The organism is Acinetobacter sp. BY419 (genome assembly GCF_019038395.1).
In the GTDB taxonomy this organism is placed as follows: Bacteria; Pseudomonadota; Gammaproteobacteria; order Pseudomonadales; family Moraxellaceae; genus Acinetobacter.
This window is the reverse complement of record NZ_JAGFXZ010000014.1, coordinates 34,871-55,921: the sequence shown is the minus strand read 5'-3', so window position 1 is coordinate 55,921 and position 21,051 is coordinate 34,871. Positions and strand designations below refer to the sequence as shown.

The 21,051-nt window shown below is 45.2% G+C and carries 19 protein-coding genes and 1 pseudogene; 8 read left to right on the top strand and 12 right to left on the bottom strand.

The features are described from left to right. Positions 1-69: 69 nt before the first annotated feature. From KUG37_RS07455 to KUG37_RS07440, 4 genes are all read left to right on the top strand, one after another. Entirely contained in the window at positions 70-894 is an 825-nt protein-coding gene (locus KUG37_RS07455) for a hypothetical protein (RefSeq protein WP_216935092.1), read from the top strand. Between the two features lie 44 nt (positions 895-938). After that, positions 939-1,901 carry an RsiV family protein gene (locus KUG37_RS07450; RefSeq protein ID WP_216935091.1) on the top strand — a complete coding sequence of 321 codons (963 nt, stop codon included), beginning with the start codon at positions 939-941 and terminating at the stop codon, positions 1,899-1,901. Next, a complete protein-coding gene (locus KUG37_RS07445; protein ID WP_216935090.1) occupies positions 1,898-2,719 on the top strand; it encodes a TatD family hydrolase in 822 nt (273 codons plus the stop codon). The genes KUG37_RS07450 and KUG37_RS07445 overlap by 4 nt, the downstream gene beginning before the upstream one ends. A gap of 125 nt (positions 2,720-2,844) precedes the next feature. Continuing rightward, positions 2,845-3,651 (top strand): enoyl-ACP reductase, encoded by an 807-nt coding sequence (locus KUG37_RS07440; RefSeq protein WP_216935089.1) that lies wholly within the window; start codon positions 2,845-2,847, stop codon positions 3,649-3,651. A 189-nt stretch (positions 3,652-3,840) separates the two neighbouring features. Here KUG37_RS07440 and secB read toward each other — a convergent pair whose 3' ends face one another. From secB to rsgA, 4 genes are all read right to left on the bottom strand, one after another. Then, the gene (gene secB, locus KUG37_RS07435) at positions 3,841-4,299 is read right to left on the bottom strand and encodes a protein-export chaperone SecB (protein ID WP_216935088.1); all 459 of its coding nucleotides are present in this window, start codon (positions 4,297-4,299) and stop codon (positions 3,841-3,843) included. A gap of 39 nt (positions 4,300-4,338) precedes the next feature. Next, positions 4,339-4,596: a glutaredoxin 3 gene (gene grxC, locus KUG37_RS07430; RefSeq protein ID WP_171054285.1), complete on the bottom strand. Its 258-nt coding sequence runs from the start codon at positions 4,594-4,596 to the stop codon at positions 4,339-4,341. Positions 4,597-4,614: 18 nt separating this feature from the next. Next, positions 4,615-5,022 (bottom strand): rhodanese-like domain-containing protein, encoded by a 408-nt coding sequence (locus KUG37_RS07425; protein ID WP_064094799.1) that lies wholly within the window; start codon positions 5,020-5,022, stop codon positions 4,615-4,617. A 93-nt stretch (positions 5,023-5,115) separates the two neighbouring features. Then, positions 5,116-6,174: a ribosome small subunit-dependent GTPase A gene (gene rsgA, locus KUG37_RS07420; RefSeq protein ID WP_216935087.1), complete on the bottom strand. Its 1,059-nt coding sequence runs from the start codon at positions 6,172-6,174 to the stop codon at positions 5,116-5,118. Positions 6,175-6,299: 125 nt separating this feature from the next. Here rsgA and orn point away from each other — a divergent pair, with 125 nt between their 5' ends. Next, positions 6,300-6,857: an oligoribonuclease gene (orn, locus tag KUG37_RS07415; RefSeq protein WP_216935086.1), complete on the top strand. Its 558-nt coding sequence runs from the start codon at positions 6,300-6,302 to the stop codon at positions 6,855-6,857. A 34-nt stretch (positions 6,858-6,891) separates the two neighbouring features. Here the strand turns inward: orn and KUG37_RS07410 are convergent, their stop codons facing one another. Then, positions 6,892-7,140 carry a hypothetical protein gene (locus tag KUG37_RS07410; protein ID WP_216935085.1) on the bottom strand — a complete coding sequence of 83 codons (249 nt, stop codon included), beginning with the start codon at positions 7,138-7,140 and terminating at the stop codon, positions 6,892-6,894. 172 nt (positions 7,141-7,312) lie between these two features. On the opposite strand from KUG37_RS07410, the gene KUG37_RS07405 reads away from it, so the two are divergent. Together KUG37_RS07405 and KUG37_RS07400 are read left to right on the top strand one after the other, a co-directional pair. Next, the gene (locus KUG37_RS07405) at positions 7,313-8,083 is read left to right on the top strand and encodes a ThiF family adenylyltransferase (RefSeq protein ID WP_216935084.1); all 771 of its coding nucleotides are present in this window, start codon (positions 7,313-7,315) and stop codon (positions 8,081-8,083) included. A 97-nt stretch (positions 8,084-8,180) separates the two neighbouring features. Beyond that, on the top strand, positions 8,181-10,025 hold the full coding sequence (locus tag KUG37_RS07400; RefSeq protein ID WP_216935082.1) for a tetratricopeptide repeat protein: 1,845 nt from the start codon (positions 8,181-8,183) through the stop codon (positions 10,023-10,025). 68 nt (positions 10,026-10,093) lie between these two features. On the opposite strand, the gene KUG37_RS07395 is transcribed toward KUG37_RS07400, so the two are convergent. Genes KUG37_RS07395 through KUG37_RS07385 form a run of 3 tightly spaced genes read right to left on the bottom strand, consistent with a single transcriptional unit; the run spans position 10,094 to position 14,848 of the window. Beyond that, positions 10,094-11,509, bottom strand: coding sequence for an efflux transporter outer membrane subunit (locus tag KUG37_RS07395; protein ID WP_216935081.1), 1,416 nt, complete (start codon positions 11,507-11,509; stop codon positions 10,094-10,096). 10 nt (positions 11,510-11,519) lie between these two features. Then, positions 11,520-13,496: a MacB family efflux pump subunit gene (locus KUG37_RS07390; RefSeq protein ID WP_216935080.1), complete on the bottom strand. Its 1,977-nt coding sequence runs from the start codon at positions 13,494-13,496 to the stop codon at positions 11,520-11,522. 2 nt (positions 13,497-13,498) lie between these two features. After that, positions 13,499-14,848 (bottom strand): MacA family efflux pump subunit, encoded by a 1,350-nt coding sequence (locus KUG37_RS07385; protein ID WP_216935079.1) that lies wholly within the window; start codon positions 14,846-14,848, stop codon positions 13,499-13,501. Positions 14,849-15,445: 597 nt separating this feature from the next. Here KUG37_RS07385 and KUG37_RS07380 point away from each other — a divergent pair. Further along, a pseudogene (locus KUG37_RS07380) lies at positions 15,446-15,897 on the top strand (bacteriohemerythrin). Here KUG37_RS07380 and holA read toward each other — a convergent pair. The 4 genes from holA to KUG37_RS07360 all read right to left on the bottom strand — a co-directional run bounded on the left by holA (position 15,894) and on the right by KUG37_RS07360 (position 20,677). Next, positions 15,894-16,892, bottom strand: a complete 999-nt coding sequence (gene holA / locus KUG37_RS07375) for a DNA polymerase III subunit delta (protein WP_216935078.1) — start codon at positions 16,890-16,892, stop codon at positions 15,894-15,896. The pseudogene KUG37_RS07380 and the gene holA overlap by 4 nt on opposite strands. Before the next feature lie 9 nt (positions 16,893-16,901). Further along, positions 16,902-17,435, bottom strand: a complete 534-nt coding sequence (lptE, locus tag KUG37_RS07370; protein WP_216935077.1) for an LPS assembly lipoprotein LptE — start codon at positions 17,433-17,435, stop codon at positions 16,902-16,904. A gap of 145 nt (positions 17,436-17,580) precedes the next feature. Next, the gene (leuS, locus tag KUG37_RS07365) at positions 17,581-20,202 is read right to left on the bottom strand and encodes a leucine--tRNA ligase (protein WP_216935075.1); all 2,622 of its coding nucleotides are present in this window, start codon (positions 20,200-20,202) and stop codon (positions 17,581-17,583) included. 121 nt (positions 20,203-20,323) lie between these two features. Beyond that, entirely contained in the window at positions 20,324-20,677 is a 354-nt protein-coding gene (locus KUG37_RS07360; RefSeq protein WP_216935073.1) for a DUF4124 domain-containing protein, read from the bottom strand. Positions 20,678-21,051: the final 374 nt, after the last annotated feature.

Sequence of the window (21,051 nt, the reverse complement as noted above, 5' to 3'; positions counted from 1 at the left end):
TTCTCCGGAAGCTGTTTTATTTTATGCTACATTTAAGCAACTAATAACTTGATAGATATAGCAAAGAGAATGAAGCTCAGCAAGGAAGTCGTCCTCGGTTCTGTGATTGGTTTAAGTCTTGTCCTGAGCGGCTGTGATAAAAGCGAAAAAGAGTCCGCTATTAGCCCGCAAAACGAGAAAATTACCGCAGCTCAGCAGACTGCAGATGTTTTGCCCTATCTGAATATTCAAGAGCAGCCGGCCAAAATTGCCTTGCCGTTTTGTGAAAATAAAAACTGTATTAATCTGGATATTCAGACTTTGCATACGGTTGATCCATGGATGAATCAATGGATTGAAAAGCAGCAGGCCAAAGTGATTCAGGATCAAATCGGCTTGAAACAGGACATGAATTTACAGCAGGCCATTAATGCCTATGTGAAAAAATCGGATGCCTGGCAGGCTCAGCTTGATTTAAACAAGGCTTATGAGTTGTCGCTGTATACCCGCATTCCCTACCAGCGCAACCAATATGTATTGCTGCAGATCGGGGTCGATACCAAACAGGAAAATGTCAGCGTACATGAGCGTTATTATTTTTTTGTAGCCGATCGTCGCCAGCAGAAAATGCTGACCCCACTCGATATTATCGATTCCAAGCAGCAACTGCTGATGGATCAGATCATTCAGCAAGCTTATCAGACATGGCTCAAAGAAAACGATCAGGACGTTCAGCACAAAGCACCCAAAAAACTCTATTGGGGGCAGGCGGACTGGTTCTTTGATCAGGAAGGTATTGGTCTGCATTTTCGCAGTCATGAAATCAGCAAAGACGCCAAACAACTGGATATTTATTTAACAAAACAACAAACACAACAGGTCTTGAAAGCTGAGATCTATCAGCATATGTTTTAAAGCTGATGATTTCGCAAGATTATAGGTTCCAAACAGGTGAGTGAATGCCAATATATAAGAATATTTTTTGTCTATCCATACTGGCATCAGCGATCTTGCTGAGCGCCTGCCAGCCCAAGGGCAATGAACCGAAAGAGTCAACTGCTCCTGAAGTGGTACAAGCCGAACCTGAAGTACTTAAACTCAGCGGTGATACCGAAAAGCTTAAACTGACCATTCCTGAATGTGAAGATAAAAGCTGTCCAGAAATCTCGATTGAACGTCTGAACAGTAATCAGGGCTTTATTAATGAATGGATCGATCAGCAGATTCTGCAACAGTTGAAAAATATCCTGTCCGTGGATGCGATTGAACCGGCAAAAGTGACCACGGCCAGCGAAGCAGAAGTTGCTGCCTCTGAACCCAACGCTGCTTTGACAATGGTGCCGACACCAAAACAAGAGCTTGAACAGCAAGTCCAGCCCTATATACAGACTTTTTTAAATCTGGATAAAGAACTCAAAGCCCTGAGTGCCAGTCATAGCATCAGCCTGATGATTAAACCCAAGATTCTGAATTCAGGGGATCCATTGGCGACTGTAGTGCTGAACAGCAGTTACTATCTGGGAGGGGCACACGGCTCATCGGCACAGACTTATTATAATTTTGATCTGGAGCAGCAAAAACTGGTCAAGCTGGACGACATTATTGCGGCTAAACAAAAAGCCAAACTCGAAGCGCGTGCTTATGATGCATTTAAAAACTGGGTGCTAGAATCCAAGCTAGCCAAAGATGTAGCTGAGTATGAACAGGCCTGGAAGTTCAAGCTTACCGATAATTTCTATCTGGCCCAGCAAGGTCTGGTATTGCAATATGCTGAATATGAAATTGGGCCTTATGTGGCCGGTTTGCCGCGTTTGATGATTCCTTATGAGCAGTTGCAAGGCGTGCTGAAACCTGAATACCTGCCACACACAGAACAGGCTGCCTCTGAGGCACAGCCAGCGTCTGCTGCAAAAGCCAAATGACCTTAAAGCTGTTTGATACGCATACCCATTTTGATGTTCCCGATTTTGATCATGATCGGGAACAACTGGCGTATGCGGCCAAAGCGGCAGGGATAGAGCATCTGATCTTAATTGGTTTCTTGCAAAAGCGCTTTGCCGACCTGTTAGGAACTCACGACTTTATCAATCACCTGGAAAATGCACCGCAAAGTCATTTAGCGCCGGGCTTGCATCCGTTTTATATTGAACAGCATCAAATTGAGCATTTACAGGATCTGGAGCAGCTGCTTAAAAATCAAAACTGTATTGCCATTGCTGAGATCGGTCTGGATACGTTTTTAAAACAGCACAAACAGGCTGAAATGTTTCAGAAGCAAAAAGATTTTTTTGCTGCACAGCTTGAACTGGCACAACAATTCGATAAGCCGGTTTTACTGCATATCCGCAAATCACATGCGGAGGTTTTGCATATTTTAAAACAGCAGCAGTTTAAACAGGGTGGCATTGCACATGCCTTTGGTGGTGGTGTCGAAGAAGCCAAGGCCTTTATCAAGCTGGGATTCAAGCTGGGTATTACCGGGCAAATCACCAATCCAAATGCTAGAAAACTGCACCAGGTGGTCCAGTATGTCGGTCCGGAGCATCTGGTGCTGGAAACTGATTGTCCGGATATGACGCCCCTTTGTTGTCAAAGCTCGACCGAGCAGCGTACCCGCAATACGCCTGCAAATTTACCTTATGTGCTGCAAGGACTGGCAAAGAGCCTGCATATGAACAAAGAGGTACTGGCAGAACAGCTCTGGAAAAATACCCATCAGGCCCTGCATTTGGCCATTTAATTGAAAGCTTTTCACTGGGTTTTGGATTGTTAATTCATCATAAATAGAAAAAAGGTGCATTATGCAATTTCTAAAATGCTTGAGACTTGGCATCATGCATATACATTCTTTTAGGTGAGATTCACATGGCACAAGGACTTTTGGCGGGTAAGCGCTTCTTGATCGCGGGCATTGCGAGTAAATTATCGATTGCTTTTGGTATTGCTCAGGCATTGCATCGTGAAGGTGCTGAATTGGCTTTTACTTATCCAAATGAAAAGCTGAAAAAGCGGGTAGATGACTTTGCTGAACAGTTTGGTTCTAAACTGGTTTTTCCTTGTGATGTGGCAGTAGATGCTGAAATTGACAATGCATTTGCTGAACTGGCCAAACACTGGGATGGTCTGGATGGCGTGGTGCACTCTATTGGTTTTGCACCGGCACATACGCTGGATGGTGATTTTACCGAGATCACGGATCGTGAAGGTTTTAATATTGCGCATGACATTAGTGCCTATAGCTTTATCGCAATGGCACGTGCGGCAAAACCGTTGCTGCAAGTCCGTCAAGGCTGCTTGCTAACGCTGACTTATCAGGGTTCTGAGCGTGTAATGCCGAACTATAATGTCATGGGTATGGCCAAAGCCTCTTTAGAAGCTGGCGTACGCTATTTGGCATCTAGTCTGGGTCCGGAAGGTATCCGTGTGAATGCCATCTCTGCGGGTCCAATCCGTACCCTGGCAGCTTCAGGCATTAAATCATTCCGTAAAATGCTCGACTTAAATGAAAAAGTTGCCCCATTAAAACGTAATGTAACTATTGAAGATGTAGGGAATGCTGCATTATTCCTGTGCTCGCCATGGGCCAACGGAATTACCGGTGAAATCCTGTATGTCGATGCCGGTTTTAATACGGTGGGTATGAGCGCTGATTTAATGGCAGATGCGGAATAAAAGCCTGTTCTCTCCCTTAGGAGACGGCAGGGATGAGAGGCTTTTCATTTTCCCTCTCCTGCTGGGAGAGGGCCAGGGTGAGGGAATGATTAAAATCCCCCCTCTTTCTCCCTTTGATTAAGGGGGAGGTTACTCAAGATAATAAAAAAGACCGCTTAAGCGGTCTTTTTTAGATTTGAAGGGCAGCGATTAAGCTTGACCATCCACAGCAGCGGCTTGGGCACGTTGCATGTTGGCTTCAAATTCAGCATCGAAGTTGATTGGTGTCAGCAGTAACTGTGGGAAGCTGCCTTTAGTAACCATGTCATTGACTGCTTCACGCAGGAATGGGAACAGGATGTTCGGGCAGTAAGCACCAAGAATATACGGAAGACGCTCTTCTTCTACGCCATCAATCAGGAAAATACCGGCTTGAGTTACGTCTACGATAAACGCGGTATCACCTTCGTTGTTCGCTTGAACCACGACTTTCAAAGCCACTTCAAAATGGGTCTCATCAATTTTTTCTGCAGAAGAAGAAAGATTGATGTTTAACTCAGGCTGCCATTGTTTGGTAAAAACTTGCGCCCCAGGAACTTCAAAAGAAATATCTTTGGTATAAATACGCTCTAATGCCAATTGTGGTTGAGCTTGTTGTTCTTCACTCATTTTTTGATCCTTAATATGAAGTGATAATTTTAGTAAAAGTTAAGCCAGCAATTCATCAAGTTTGCCTTCACGCTCTAAAGCATAAAGCTGGTCAAAACCACCGATGAACTGATCATTGATGAAAATTTGTGGCACGGTACGGTGATTGGTACGCTGCATCAATTCAAGACGTACTTCAGGTGCTTCTTGCGACAGGTTAATCTCTTTATATGCCACACCTTTACGTTCAAGCAGCTGTTTTGCACGCACGCAATAAGGACACACAGTCGTCGAATAAATAGTAACTTCAGCCATGATCAATCTCCTGTTCGTGGATTATTTGCTTTTCACCAAAGGTAAACCTTGAGCTTTCCAGTTGCTGATGCCGCCATCAAGACGGTAGGCATCGGCATGACCTACTTGCTGTAGCGCAGTACCAGCCACCTGTCCAAGGTTACAAATGAACACCAGAGGGCGATCAGATGCTTTCAGCTCTTCAACATGCTTTGTAATCTGGCTATATGGAATATTACGGCTGCCACTGATATGACCCTCACGGAAGTCTTTTGCATCACGTAAGTCAATCAGCATGGCATTTTTTGCTTTGACTAAAATCCCCAGCGATTGCGGAGAAATTTTGCGACCGTTACGTTGACCTTCGACAATGAAGAACAAAACCACTAATACCGCGAGTGTTCCAAATAAGAAGGGGTGATTCCCCATAAACTCGAACCAACGTTCCACAATTCACCTAATTACAATTTTAAAATTGCCAAGAGTATAGCTCATAAATATGGTGATCAAAATCACCGCTTCAAGGGCCAGGGGTTAAGAAAATTAATTTTTTTGCTGTGCTTCAGTGATTTCGTCGATTAAACGTAAATAGCTGTCCAGTCGACGCGGTAAAATTTCACCTGCCGCGGCGGCCTGGCGCAAAGCACATTGTTTTTCATGTTTATGGGTACAGTTACGGAACTGACAATGTCCAAGCAGGTTTTCAATTTCAGGAAAACCGATTTGTACCTTATCTGAATTCAGATGCCACAAGCCGAACTCACGAATTCCCGGCGAATCGATCAGGGCAGCGCCTTCACCAAAACTGATCAAGCGTGTAGATGTAGTGGTGTGCTGACCCAGTGCTGAGTTTTCCGAAATAATATTGGTTTTCTGCGCTGCATCCGGCACGATTGCATTAATCAAGGTGCTTTTACCCACACCCGATTGACCGACAAAGGCCACGGTTTCATTTGCAAGACGATTAGATAATGCAGTCAGATCACCATCAGATTGGGTCTGCATCACTTCATAGCCCAGGTCTTGATATTCTTGTAGCAGCTTCACCAGAGGATCATTTTCTTTGAGCAAATCGGCTTTATTCATCACCAGCAGTGCAGGAATATCAGCATCGGCACAGGCCACCAGATAGCGATCGATCAGACCGGGTGCAGGATCAGGCAGCGGCGCAAATACAATCACAATCAGTGAAATATTGGCTGCGACTGGTTTGACCTTGTGATAGCGGTCAGGACGGGTCAGTAACGATTTGCGAGGATGAATCGCCGTGATAATTCCCAAACCGGTATTCGGATCGGCTTGCCATTTCACCCGGTCACCGGTGACCAGTAAATCCAGATTGGTTCGGGTATGACAGCGCCAGACACTGCCTAACTCGATTTCTTTCCAGAAAGGTTCAGGTTCGCCATCTTGTACCACCGGTTTTTCAGGATGAATGTCAGGAGTAGACAAAGCCTGCACTTCAAGTTGGCGGCCGTAGTGTTGCACCACTAAACCTTCCAGATCACTGGAGGTATCGAGATCTTCTTGACGTGTTTTCTGTTGTTTCTGAATGCGGCGCTGTTGTTGCTCTGTCAGACGACGCTTACGTATTAAGGCCATTCATATCCTAAAAAAAACGGGTAAATCAGATGGCAAAAATAGCATGAAGCAGCCCTAGAATGACACCCAAGATGTAATTAATTTGCTACTATAGTTTTTTTTAAACCCAATAAGATTGCACATTTATGAGCAGTACCGCTGATACCCGCCTGATTTGGATTGACCTTGAAATGACAGGTCTAGACACAGACAATGACCAAATTATTGAAATTGCGACGATTGTAACCGATGACAATTTGAATATTCTGGCTGAAGGTCCTGTGCTTGCGGTGCATCAGCCTGCACGTCTTTTAAATGCAATGGATGAGTGGAACACCCGTCAACATGGCCAGTCAGGTCTGGTTGAACGTGTGCGTCGTAGTAAATTGACGGCTCAGGATGCAGAACAGCAAACCATTGAATTCCTGAAAAAATGGGTCAATCCAAAATCCTCCCCAATGTGTGGCAACTCGATCTGTCAGGATCGCCGCTTCTTGCACCGCCTGATGCCTGAACTGGAACAATATTTCCACTACCGTAATCTGGATGTGTCTTCAGTCAAAGAATTGGCAAAACGCTGGCGTCCAGAAATCATGAGTGGACTCAAGAAAAATGCCTCGCATCTGGCGATGGATGACATTCGTGATTCAATTGCCGAACTGAAATATTATCGTCAATATTTCTTTATCATGAATAAAGACTAATTCCGATAGATGGAAAAGAGGCGTAAGCCTCTTTTTATGGTGCTGATGTTTTTTTCTTTTTATAGCGGCCTTCTATGATTTCAAATATAGCCCATGATACAAGCACCAAAATCAAATGGGTCTGGGTTTCATAGCGATCCAGAATCACAAAGCCAAACAAGCCTAAAGTCAGCAAACGAATAAAAATACTCAACCCATAGTTTTTCTGTTTTTGGCTACTGTAGAAATATAAATGTAACGCGATCAGTATGAAATTGAGAGTCAAAAGAGCATTGATGAGCACAGGGTTTGACTCCTATATTTAAAATTATATGTATAAATTTTATTCAATTATAAAGTGTTCCTGAATTTATCTTTCTGATTTTCCTGATGGATTTTGTATCGAAATTTTAGAAGCAGTAAAACAATGCTGACTTTGCTAAAATAAACCGTGATTTAACTGCTATTGATGACTTATGACTGATCTGCTTCAAGACGATGAATATGAGCGCCGCTTCGCGGGTGTTGCCAAAATTTATGGAGAAGACAGCTTTAGCCATTATGAAAAAAGTCATGTGATGGTGATTGGCATTGGGGGCGTAGGTTCATGGGCAGTAGAAGCTCTGGCGCGTAGCGGAATTGGCGAGCTGACCTTGGTCGATATGGATGTTGTCGCGGCATCGAATATTAACCGTCAATTGCCTGCCATGAGCACGACCTTAGGTCACGAAAAAATTGAAGTTATGGCCGAGCGGTGCCGTGCAATTAATCCGCGGATTAAAATTAATCTGATTGATGATTACCTGACGCCTGAGAATATCAAAGAAATTTTAGCTCAGACACCGGATCTGATTTTAGATTGCATCGATGATGTGAAAGCCAAATTTGCCCTGATGCTACATTGTCGCTTTAACAAGATTCCTTTAATTGTATCTGGCGGGGCAGGGGGTAAACTGGATCCGCTAAAAATTCGTGTTGCAGATTTATCTAAAACCGAACAGGACCCGATGCTGGCCAAATTGCGTGCTCAGTTACGCGGCAAAGGCATCTGTAAAAAGCCTAAAGAAAAATTCGGCATAACCTGTGTCTATTCAATTGATAATCCGTTCTCAAGCGCCGATGTCTGTGCCAGTGCCGGTTTGCGCTGTGGGGGGTATGGTTCGGCTGTGGTGGTGACCTCCAGTTTTGCCATGGTTGCCGTGGCAGAAGGGCTGAAAAAGCTGGATAGTAAAAGAGCAAAAGCCTGATTTGAAAAATAAAAGCACAGTATCTGTGCTTTTTTTCAAGTGGCGTTTAGAATGAACGGATTCATTCACAGAACAAAAATAATGTTTTGGAGCAGCTATGTGGTTTTTGCTGGTATTGGTTTTGGGGATAGGGGCTTTAGGTATCTGGATGTGGAAACGTCCGGATCCGGTGAAACGTGATCAGGCCAAAGCCGTGCAGCATGATTTATGGATTGAGCAGATTGATGCGCAGCTCAAACATGCAGCACGATTGAGTTCGGATCCGGAGCATCCGAATTATGAACGTGCCTATCAGATTTATCAGGGTCTTGCCCAGCAACAGGAAATTCCACAGGCTTATGTGGGTCTGGGCCTGATGCATCTGCAAGGTCTTGGACATGAACAAAGTACTGAAAAAGCCATCAGTTATCTGGACACGGCCTTTCGTCTGGGCAGCGATGAAGCAGCCTATCATTTGGGGCAGATTCATGATGATCATCGCTATCAGTCTGCTGATCAGGAAAAAGCACTGTACTGGTACCGCCATGCCATAGCACGCGGCAATCTGGATGCGCAGTACCGTATTACCGAGCTTTCTTCTAGTGAAGATAATAAAGATAGTCATCAAACAGATATGACGGCTGAACAACAGCGCTTGGCATTGCTGATTCAAAATGCCGGGCAGGGACATGCCAATTCGCAGTATCAGCTGGCCCAGTATTATCTGGCAGATTCAGCGTCCAAAGATTTAGTGCAAGGGATTCATTATCTGTTTCTGGCTGCACAGCAAGACCATTTGGCTGCCAATCAGCAGATTGCCGACTATTATGCGCGTGGACTGATTCTGCCCCATGACCAGATTCAGTCGCTGCAATTTATTAAGCGCTGTATCCGTCTCGGCGACCAGAAAGGTCTTTATGATTATTATGCCGGGGTACTGCAAGGTCGTATAGATACCGATCAACGACAGCGTGTGTTTCAGCATTTGTTACAGCAGTCCAAAGCACAGGCCGATGCGCATGCCAAGACTTTAATCGGGCTGGCATATTTTCATGGCTGGTATGTCGAAAAAAATGAAACCATGGCATTTCGTTACTGGTCAGAAGCAGCCAATAGCCAGCATATACCTGCACTATGCATGATTGCTGCACTGTATTTTGAACAGCACCTAGTAGCCAATGAACCACAAAAGGCATTTGAGTTATATCAGGCTGCCCACCAGCTCAGTCCTGACTATTTTTATGCCCAGATGGGTCTGGCACTGTGTTATTTAAATGGTGTCGGTACAGTGAAAGACACTGCCAAAGCTACCCAGATGATTCAGCGCGTGGCACAGCAATATTGGCAGATCAATGCCCAGTCTGAGGCAGATTTAATTTATGTAGTTGGACGTTTTTGTAGTCTGGCTGAATATCCATTACCGACACGCGACAAAGCCATTCAGTATCTGAATCAGGCTGTCGCTAAAGGGTCGAAAGAAGCTGCCTGGTTTCTTTATCAAACCCTGTCAGGTGTTTATCCTGTCTTTGTGAACAATGCAGAGCTGGCAAACCGCTATCTGCATCAGGCTGCACAATTGGGGCATGCCCAGGCACAGGCGGAGTTGGGCTTGAAGTATCTTAAAGGTCAGCAGATCGCACAGGATATTGCCTTAGGCTTGAGCTATCTGCAAAAGGCAGCCGTTCAGCAGAATAGTGTGGCACTGAATGCTTTGGGTGAAGCCTATGAACAGGGTCAAGGTGTTGAAGCCCGTATGGAGCAAGCCGTGCAGTATTATCAGCAGGCGGCCGCGCAGGTGAATGCGGATGCTTATAGTCATCTTGGTCGTTTATATACCAAAGGCATTGGGGTGGAACGGGATATTGGGATCGCGCGAGACTGGCTGGAAAAAGGCAGTTTGCTTGGGCATGAGCGATCAAATGAATTATTGAAAAATGTGAATGCTTATTTGCAAATGCAATAATTTTCCTCGAATCACACGAACTAAAAAAACCGCTGTTCAACAGCGGTTTTTTATGAGTCTAGCTGGATTCAAGGCAATTCCCGGAGGGGACTCCCGCCCAGTGCCTGCATTAAAGTCACATAGGCATTGTATTGGTTTTGTCGGGTTTGCACCAAAGACAACCGGGCATTCCGTGTAGTTTCCTGTGCATCCAGCAGGTTTTTCAAAGCTATAGCACCATTACGATAACGCACTTCAGTCAGACGCTCTGTACGTTCAGCTAGTTCGACATTACGTTGCTGTAATGCGACCTGTTTGGTCAGCTCGGTACGGTTCGACAGGGCGGTTTCTACATCGGCAAAAGCCTCATACATGGTCTGGCGATACTGGATAATCGCTTTCTCATATTCCAGTTCATTGACCTGTAAATCACGCTTCATGTCATTCCATTGCAGGAATGGCAAGCTCAGTCCGGCACCTAAGGCTGCAACCGGATTTTTAAGTGCATCAGACAATGACGTACTGCTGCCCACACCGGTACTTAAACTGCCGGTCAGGCTGATAGACGGATAATAACTGGCTTTGTTGGCATCCTTGTTGGCCAAGGCCTTGCGTAAACGCAGTTCGGTTGCTCTCAGGTCAGGACGGCGAGACAGCAGGCTTGCAGGCAAGCCGGCTTCAATCGCAGGCAAGGCAATATTGGGTAAACGTTGTGGTTCCTGAATCGAGAGTTGCTGTACTGGCATATTCAGCAGCACCGCAAGTGCTGTACGCGTTTCTACCCGTTGCTGTGCAATCTGGCTTAAAGTGGTCTGCTGGCTTTGAATTGCCTGTTCGGCCTGAGTCAGATCGAGGCCAGATACTGCACCGGCACGATATTGAACATTCACCAGATCGTAAGTACGCTGTGCAGTCGCCAGGTTCTGTTGCACCACACTATAACGCTCATTCAAATAAGCCAGCTGCCAATAGAGTTGCGCCGTGGTGCCGATCAGGCTTTGTGCAGTTGCCTGCAAGTCTTCTTCAGAGGCTAAGGCTTCCCAGCGAGCGGCTTCGGTCTGATTGGCCAGTTTGCCAAACAGATCCAGCTCATAGCTTAAACCTGGATAATTAATCCCAAAACCAGATGAACTACCACCATCCTCTAAATCAAAACTTCTACGTGTTGTCAGTCCGGCATCGCCAATACGCACCCCTTGCTGGCTCTGCGTTTGTCTGGCCTGAATCCGGGCCTGCTGTAAATTAATGCCGGCTACAGCCAAGTCACTATTGGCTGCCAGAACTTCATTCACCAGATTATTCAATTGTGGATCTCTAAATAAAGTCCACCACTGATCTGTCAGGACGTCGGCATGGATCTGCCGGCTTAAAGCCTGGTTATTTTGAAAATTGTTAGGCACCTGAAGAGCAGGTGACTCATAGGGGGTTTTTACCACGGCGGCACAACCGGCCAATGAGCTTCCCAGCAACAAGGCACTGGCAAGCTTGGTTAAATTCATTTGCATCTCAGATTCCTTATTCGCGAGAAAGTGCATCGACTGGATTCAGACGAGCGGCATTACGTGCCGGGATAAAGCCAAACACAATCCCAATCAGACTGGAACAGACGAATGCAGCCACAATAGAGGTCGTAGAATAGGCCATCTGGAATGTATCGCCGGCAAAATGGGTAATCAGCTGGCCGATCCCGAGCGAGAGCAGTACACCCAAAATACCGCCTAAAATACACACCAGCACCGCTTCGATCAGGAACTGCTGCAAAATGTCACTTTGACGTGCACCCACCGCCATACGTACCCCAATTTCCTGAGTACGTTCAGTCACTGACACCAGCATGATATTCATCACCCCGATCCCGCCAACGACCAGTGAAATCACGGCAATCGCTGAAATCAAAAGGGTCATGGTCGCTGTAGTCTGCTGGATGGTTTCACGGATACTGTCGGCATTCTGGGTAAACACATCCTGCGCACCATGGCGCTGTACCAGCAGGTTCAGAATTGCATTTTCAGCTGCTGCACTTGGGTATTCATCCTTAATTCGCACGATGATGCTTCGAACATTGGATTGCCCCAGCATACGGCTCATCACGGTGGAATAGGGCAGGTAGACATTCAGGCTGTCATTATTGCCCATCATGCCTTTTTGCGCGTCGATCACCCCAATAATCCGGCTCGGCACGCTACCCAGTAAAATCACCTGACCCACCGGATTGGTGCCATCCTTAAAGAACGTGTTTTTGGTGTTGGTATCAATCACCACGTCCTGTGCCTGTTGCATGACGCTAGTGCGGTCAAAGGGCTGACCAGACTGAAAGGTCATACCACGCACATAGAAGAAATCTTCACTGACGCCATTTATCGTGGTTGAGGCTTCAATTTCTTTATAACGGCCCGTGACACTGCTATTCACCGACGGACTGACACCATCAACATACGGCTGTTCGGCCAGCGCATCGGCATCGGCTGGAATCAGGGTTTTGGCTTGTGAGGAGCGGGAATTATCTCCAAAGCCCCGGCCCTGAAATACGGTAATGGTATTGGTCCCCAGACTGCTGATATTTTCCAGGATCTGCTTTTGTGAACCATTGCCCAGTGCGACGACCGAGACGACCGAAGCAATACCGATAATAATCCCGAGCATGGTCAGGAAAGTTCGCATCCGGTGCGCATTCATGGCCAGCAAGGCCATACGGAAGGCTTCACCCAAACGGTCAACCGCGGAACGCCATGAAGAAATCTTCTTTTTTTCATTACGGATCAGCGGCTGTTTTTCCAGCTCGTCTTCGACTTCAGGAACATTTGGCTGATCGGAAATGATATTTCCGTCCGAAATCTCAATGATTCGTGTCGCGTTTTTTGCCACATTATGGTCATGCGTGACCAGAATGATGGTATGACCCTTGGCATTCAGTTCACGCAAAATACGCATCACCTCAATACCGCTGTTCTTGTCCAAAGCCCCTGTCGGTTCATCGGCCAGAATCACGTCACCACCATTCATCAGCGCACGGGCAATCGAGACACGTTGCTGCTGCCCGCCTGACAGTTGACTCGGACGGTTCTGGGTTTTTTCACCCAGACCTAAATCGGTCAGAATCTTGACCGCACGCTCACGCCGTTCCGATGAATCCTCACCGGCATAAATTGCGGGAACTTCGACATTGCCGGCTGCGCTTAAGTCCCCGAGCAGGTGATAACGCTGGAAAATAAAGCCAAAATATTCACGGCGTAATTGTGCCAGTTCATCAGCTTCCAGTTCTCGGGTTTCACGGCCTTTGACCTTATAGCTGCCAGTGGTCGGTTTATCCAGACAACCCAAAATATTCATCAGGGTCGATTTACCCGAACCGGACTGGCCGACAATCGCCACCAGTTCACCTGGATAAATCTCCAGATTGACCCCTTTTAAAATCTGGACAGTGCCTTCACCCGCAGGGAATTCACGGACCAGATTTTTCACCTCGAGGAGAGGTTGCTGTTGTGAATTCATGCTTACATTCTCATTGGGCCACGGCTATTGCCACCACGTTTTGCTGCATCATTGGAGGTATCAGAGCCATCGGCAATCACTACCTGCTCACCACGTTTCAAGCCTTTGATCACTTGTGCAGTCGCACGGTTATTCAAACCGATCAGTACCGGGGTTGGTTTTGCAGTGCCGTCGGCTTGCAAGACACGAACCATGGCACGCTGTGCTTTACCTTGTTCAATCAGCGCACGTTCCGCTTCAGACAGGTTTAGGCGCGCTGGGCGCTCATCGGCAGGACGGTTGCCTTGAGCCGATTCAGCTTCAGGACGTGATGCCGGACCGCCTTCACCGCGAGAACCTTCACCACGATTGGCACGTGCCGGACGATTTGAGCTTTGAATCGCAGCGGCTGGAATGGTCAGCACATTTTTAGCTTCATCCAGTATGATATAAACTTGCGCAGTCATATCAATACGCAATTTGCCATCTTCATTCGGTACGTCAAATAAAGCGTTGTAATACACCGCAGAACTTGAAGATGAACCAGAGGCATTTGAATCGGTATTAATCGAATTTGGTGCAGGCTCGACCTGACGCAGTTTGGCGTAAATCTTTTTATCGTTATTGCCTAAAGTCGTGAAATAAACAGTTTGGCCTTTGTGGACTTTCATTACATCTGCTTCAGAAATTTCAGCTTTAATGGTCATGGTGTCGAGTTGGGCCAGTTTGACTATAGTCGGTGCACTCTGGTTGGCGTTCACTGTTTGACCTTCTTCGGTCACAATCGCCACAATAGTGCCATCCATCGGTGCCACAATCTGGGTATAGCCGAGGTCTTCTTTGGCAGTCGCCAGGGTCAAACGTGACTGTTCAATCTGTGCATTAATAGCTGTGATATCAGCCTGGGCAGTTTTATAGCTTGCCAATGCAGATTCTAATTCAGAACGTGAAGTCGCATCTTGTGCATACATGGCTTGCTGACGCTTGTACTCAGCTTCAACTTTGGCCAGATTGGCCTGTCTGACTGCCAGTTGGGCCATCTGATTTTTAATGCTGGCTTCTGCTGTTTTTAACTCGTTTTCCTGGCGGACAGAATCAATTTGGGCAATCAGCTGGCCTTGCTTGACCTGATCTCCCAATTGCACATACATTTTTTTGACCTGACCAGAAACCTGCGCTCCGACACTGACCATTTTGGTGGCTTCTAAAATTCCGGTTGCCAGTACTGAGCTTTCAATGTCTCCCACAGTCACCTCAGTGGTAATATATTGCGGAGGCTGTTCTTTGGGTTTGAGGAAATACCACCCTGCAGCGACTAACACAATGGCAATCACGGCTGCCATAATTAATTTCGTCGGTTTTATTTTTGGCATATTGAATACGAATTCGGATCAAAGATAGGGTTTGATTATAAAAGCGAAACTGGGATAAATCGTGAATTTTTTTAATTTATAATGAGAATTATTTTCTATTGACTGAAGTTTAAAAAATATAGCCCCTACAGACCATTTTAAGATGATCAATGAATAGATGTCTCTCATATTGAAGACAGGGTTTTGATTTTCTAAAGATAACACCGATATCGCTTAAAAGATTAATCATGTGGCTATTGAATAAAATGATAACTATCTCCAATAGTATTTTTCAAATAAAAGCGCTGCAAAGATAAAATTTATTGTGAATCAATAAAGACATCAAACCAAAAAAATATATTGGATTTGTTATGTGATATTTGTTCTTAGGGTATTTTTGGCTGAATTCTCATTTTTCCATTCGTGGTAACGAAAACCGATTGAAAATTAACTAGAAAAAAAATTTAAAAAACCCATGTTTTATATATGGATTTAAGTAAATAAAACTTGTAAGATCTAATTCAATATGAAAATAATGGTTATATCACTTAAGAAGAAAACGCACTTTTATTGTGCAGAAATAATACAAATTTAAATCAGAATTGATGAGGTTTAGAAGTGGAATGGAATGAAAGTTATAATATTGGGATTGACGTAATTGATAATCAGCACCGTCAAATTTTAGATTATATTAATGCCTTAGAAGAGATCCGAAGCACCGGTCAGCGTGATCGAATCAAAGAAATTCTGAATGATTTAATTGATTATACCCAGTGTCACATTTCAGCTTTGAAGAAAACCTGCTGGAACAAGTCAGCTATCAATATCTACCTTCGCATCGCGGTATACATGAATTATTTGTGAAACGATTAAATGATTATCGCCTAAAATTCGAGAAGGGAGAATCCATCGAAAACGATTTATATCGTTTATTGTCCAAATGGCTGATTAATCATATTCAACATGATGACCAGGATTATGTCGATGCAGTGCGCGATAATATGTTGAGTTGTCTACGTGCCCAGGAAACCAAAAAGGGCAAAGGCTGGTTTGCACGTTTCTTTAGTTAAGCGCTCGGTGTTAAAAACAAGCTTTGACCGCACATTTCAGCAATGGCCTGTAAGATGAGATGTTCAGGGTTCTCTTTGGACATCCCTTTAATGGCTGCATCAATACGGATTAACAGCTGTGGCCAGGTCAAAAAGCGTTGTGGGCTGAGACGGCGTAAAGCTTGCTGATACAGCCCGACTTTGGTTTTCCAGATCCCCAGTTGCAAGGCATTCTGCGGCTGTTCAAACAGCTGCATCAGCAGACGCATTTCCTTGCTGAGACTCCATAAAATCAGGCTCATTGGCTCGCCTGAAGCAACCAGATACTGAAAAATCTTAATGGACTGGGAAAGGTTACCTTGCAGCAGGGCATCACTTAAATCATAGGTGCTATAGCGTGACTGATCCTGTAAGCATGCATATAAATGATCAACCTGAATCACATCGATGTCAGCAAAGGTGTCGCTGACCCGCATCAGGCTGTTTTTAGCTGCCAGCAAGTTGTGTTCATGATGTTGTTCCAGCCATTGCCAGGCATCATTAGCCAGTTTAATCCCAAGTTTTCCCGCTTCAACGCTCAGAATCTGCTGACGGTCTTTGGGGTAATTTGCTACCAGCGAGACATTCACACCATTGGCATCAATCAGCTGAAAGAAACTGGATTTCAGGCTATTACTGTCCTGTTTGGGCATCACCACCAACAGCAGGTTTTGTTCATTATGCTGCAAATAGCTTTTCAGTAGCTTGATCGCACTGGCATCCGGTTTGATATTGCCATGTACTTCAATCGCCAGTTGGGTTGAAAACAGCGACAGACTGTTCAGGGCATTAAAGACAGTTTTCCAGTCAGCGACCGAACTAATGTCATAGCGCTGACGCTCAATATCCTGCTTTTGCCAGCTGCTGCGAAAGGCGTCAATTAAATTCTGTTCCAGCAAAGGCTCTTGACCATGCAATACCCAGGCACCGCGAGCTTCATCAACACGTTTTAAGGCTTGCAGATAATCAAGTTTCATAAGGCGGTCTTATTGGGCAGGTTGCACTGAGGTATTTTGTTTGACTAATGGTAAGCGGTTCGATGAAATCTGACGCGCGATCTGCTGCGCCACATCATCAATAATCACATGATCCAGAAACTTTTGTTCCTGGTCATCAGTGTTCACTGTTTCAATGTCATATTGATAAGAACGTGTGGCTACCACAGTCCGTGGTTCAGTGATCGGATTGCCTTGTGCATCTTCAATCTGGAATGTCACATTTAAACGTAACAAGGTTTCGACCAGTTTACCGTTCAATTCTAAACGGCGCGGCGTGTAATCGAGTACACGAAGCACATATGCATTTGGTGCATTACTCAATTGTATGCCTGCAGCCCCCAGGTAAACTGCCAGTTTTTCTTGCAGCTCATCCGTATCGGGTGGTAAAGACAGGCTCATGACAGAGTAGGCAATAGGAGCGGAGCTCGGATTGGTTCCTTTCAGATGAAAACCACAGCCGGCCAAGCCTGCACTCAGACCACAAGTTAAAACAATTGCTGCTAAACGTTTGCCCAAATGCATGTGTTGCCCTCTATGCTTCCCGAAGGGAAATATTTAAAATCCTGAACTGGATTGTAAAGTCAAAGCCCGTTGGCTGGCAACGGGCTTTGGTTGGGAATTGTGAAATCCTTAAATTCCCCTCTTTTTAAAAGAGGGGGTAGGGGGATTAAACCACCAAATTCACTAACTTATTCGGTACCACGATTTCTTTCTTGGTTGGACCGATCAAGAATTGCTGAACTTCAGGCAACGCTTTGGCCTGAGCCAAAATATCATCTTTAGAAGCATCGACTGATACTTCTAGCTTGCCACGCAGTTTACCGTTCACTTGTACCACAATCGTTTGCGTATTACGTGTCAGTGCAGACTCGTCCACAGCAGGGAACAGGGCTGAATTCAATTCAATCCCAAATTCAGCCAATAAAGTCTGGCTTAAATGCGGTGCAAATGGTGCAAGTAGAATTAACAGCGTGGTAATCGACTCACGTGCAACGGCAACATCGTTATCATCTTTTGCTTCAAACTTGTTGTTCGCATTTAATAATTCCATTAATGCGGCAATCGCTGTGTTGAATGCATGACGACGTTCAATGTCATCACCCACTTTCTGGATGGTTTCATGTGTTTTGCGACGTAAGTCCTGAGCAGCTGTTGAAAGCGCAGCTTTGTCGATGTTTGATGCCGCGTTACCTTTTTCAAGAAAGCCAGTTGCCAGACGCCAGACACGTTTCAGGAAGCGGTTTGCACCTTCAACCCCGGCATCAGACCATTCAAGTGACTGATCAGGTGGCGCAGCGAACATCATAAATACACGTGCGGTATCTGCACCGTATTGGTCAATAATCGATTGCGGGTCGATACCGTTATTTTTCGATTTGGACATTTTTTCCTGACCGCCGACCACAACTTCTTGGCCATCTTCTTTATATTTGGCAGAAAGCACCCGGCCTTTTTCATCTTTCTCAAGCTCGATATCTGCCGGGTTAAACCAGGTTTTCTTGCCAGATTCAGCTTCACGGTAGAAGGTATCTGCTAGTACCATACCTTGAGTGAGCAGATTGGTGAATGGTTCGTTGCCTTGAACGACACCTTCATCACGCATCAATTTGTGGAAGAAACGGGCGTATAACAAATGTAGAATCGCATGTTCAACACCACCGATGTATTGGTTTACAGGTAGCCAGGTTTGACCAGCTTCTGGTTTCACCATGCCATCAGTAAAGTCTGGCGATGCATAACGGGCATAGTACCAAGATGATTCTACAAAGGTGTCTAACGTGTCTGTTTCACGACGAGCATCGCCGCCACAACAAGGACATTTGGTCTCAAAAAATTCAGGCATTTTGTTCAGCGGATTACCTGAACCGTCTGGAACTACATCCGTTGGCAATACCACAGGAAGTTGCTCTTCCGGTACCGGCACCTGACCACATTTTTCACAGTTGATCATTGGAATTGGACAACCCCAATAACGCTGACGAGATACACCCCAGTCGCGTAAACGGAATTGAACTTTAGAATTCGCAAGTTCAGTTGGTTCTAATTTTGCAAGGAAAGCATCATAAGCACCTTGTAAATCTAGACCGTCAAACTCGCCAGAGTTTACTAATTTGCCTTCTTTCGAGCCGTACCATTCTTGCCAAGTTGCAGCATCAAAATCTGCATCGTCTGCGCCTTTGGCATCAATCACTTGTTTGATGCTCAAGCCATATTTGTTGGCAAATTCGAAGTCACGTTCATCATGGGCAGGAACAGCCATTACCGCACCTGAACCATAAGACATCAGCACGTAGTTGGCGATCCAAACTGGAACTTCTTCGCCTGTGACAGGATGCTTAACAGACAAACCGGTTGCCATGCCTTTTTTCTCGGCAGTGGCCAGATCCGCTTCAGCCACAGAACCCATACGGCATTCTTCAATAAATGCAGCCAATTCAGGGTTTGTTTCAGCCGCTTTCAGCGCCATTGGGTGTTCTGCTGCAACCGCAACATACGTCACACCCATTAAAGTATCGGCACGGGTGGTAAAGACGGTTAAACTATCGGCATAAATTTCTGGATTTGCAGAAGGGAAGGTAATGTCCATCCCTTGTGAGCGACCAATCCAGTTACGCTGCATGGTCAAGACCTGTTGTGGCCAGCCATCTTTCAGTGTGTCTAAATCATCAAGTAATTCTTGCGCATAGTCGGTAATGCGGAAGTAGTACATTGGAATATCACGCTTTTCAACCAGTGCACCTGAACGCCAGCCGCGACCATTTTCTACCTGTTCGTTGGCAAGTACAGTCTGATCAACCGGATCCCAGTTCACAGTTGAAAGCTTGCGGTAAATCAAGCCTTTTTTATAAAGCTGAATAAATAGCCATTGTTCCCAGCGGTAGTATTCAGGGGTACAGGTGGCAAATTCGCGATCCCAATCCACCGCAAGACCGAGTTTTTTCAACTGGTCGCGCATGTAGGCGATATTTTCAAATGTCCATTTTGCCGGAGCAACCTGGTGTGCAATCGCTGCGTTTTCAGCAGGTAGACCAAAAGCATCCCAACCCATCGGTTGCAGAACGGTTTCACCTTTGAGACGGTGGAAACGGCTGATCACGTCACCAATCGTATAGTTACGCACATGACCCATATGCAGCTTGCCACTTGGGTAAGGAAACATCGAGAGAATATAACGACGTGGACCTTCTACTTTGTCGGCAACTTTAAAGGCTTTGCGAGATTCCCAATCCTGTTGGACTTGAGGCTCAATCGCACTGGCTTGATATTCGGAATCAATATGAGTAGTCATAAACGTATCAGTGAATTACGGTGAAAAAGTCTGTTGCACAGCATAGCGCAAAATGTACCTAAAAGTGAATTTTGCACCGGCATTTCCCGAAGAAAAAACCGCTGTTCTATCTACAGGCGCCTTATAAAGCTACCGCGCGATTTTTAGATTGCTGCAAGGCTTCGTTTGCTTCACGTTGCTGCTGGTCCTGATGTGCAGGAACTTGAGGTGTTTGTTGCAGTTGTTCTTGAGACGTATTCTCGGTTTGCATTTCAGTTTCAGTAGTTCTAGACGGTGTCGGTGCCGAATTTTTCCAGCCATAGGTGTCCACTGTCGTGGATTTTTTCGCAGATTTCGGTGGTGGCGTCTTGGTGTAGTGTGTGATGCCTTTGGCATCGACCCATTTATGATACTGAATTGCGGAAGCGCTCATACTGAAGAGACTTACAGTAACAGCGCAACTTAAGCTGAAGGTAGATAAAAAAGATATTTTCATTGTTCTTGGGTCCCGGCTTTCTCGGCATGGAATACTGCAATTATTGTAGTGATTTTTTAAGTAAAAATGATGGCTTTTTATCTGCTTTATTCGAGGTTAACTGCTTATATAAGCTCGGCCTGGAGTTTAAGAAAATAAGGGGTAAATTTTCATATACAAAATTTATTGATAAACAATTTCCTTTAATTTAATAAAAATTCATTCATTTTTTTTATATAAGACATATTAAAAATTTATAAAATTAAACGAATAACCCTATGAATTTTATTGAATTAGATAAATATACCAGAGGGTAAATGCAGAGCTGTAAGCGGAGATTGCTGTTAAAAACAGCAGATTTGGACACTATAAGCATAAATTGGCTGTTTTTTAAA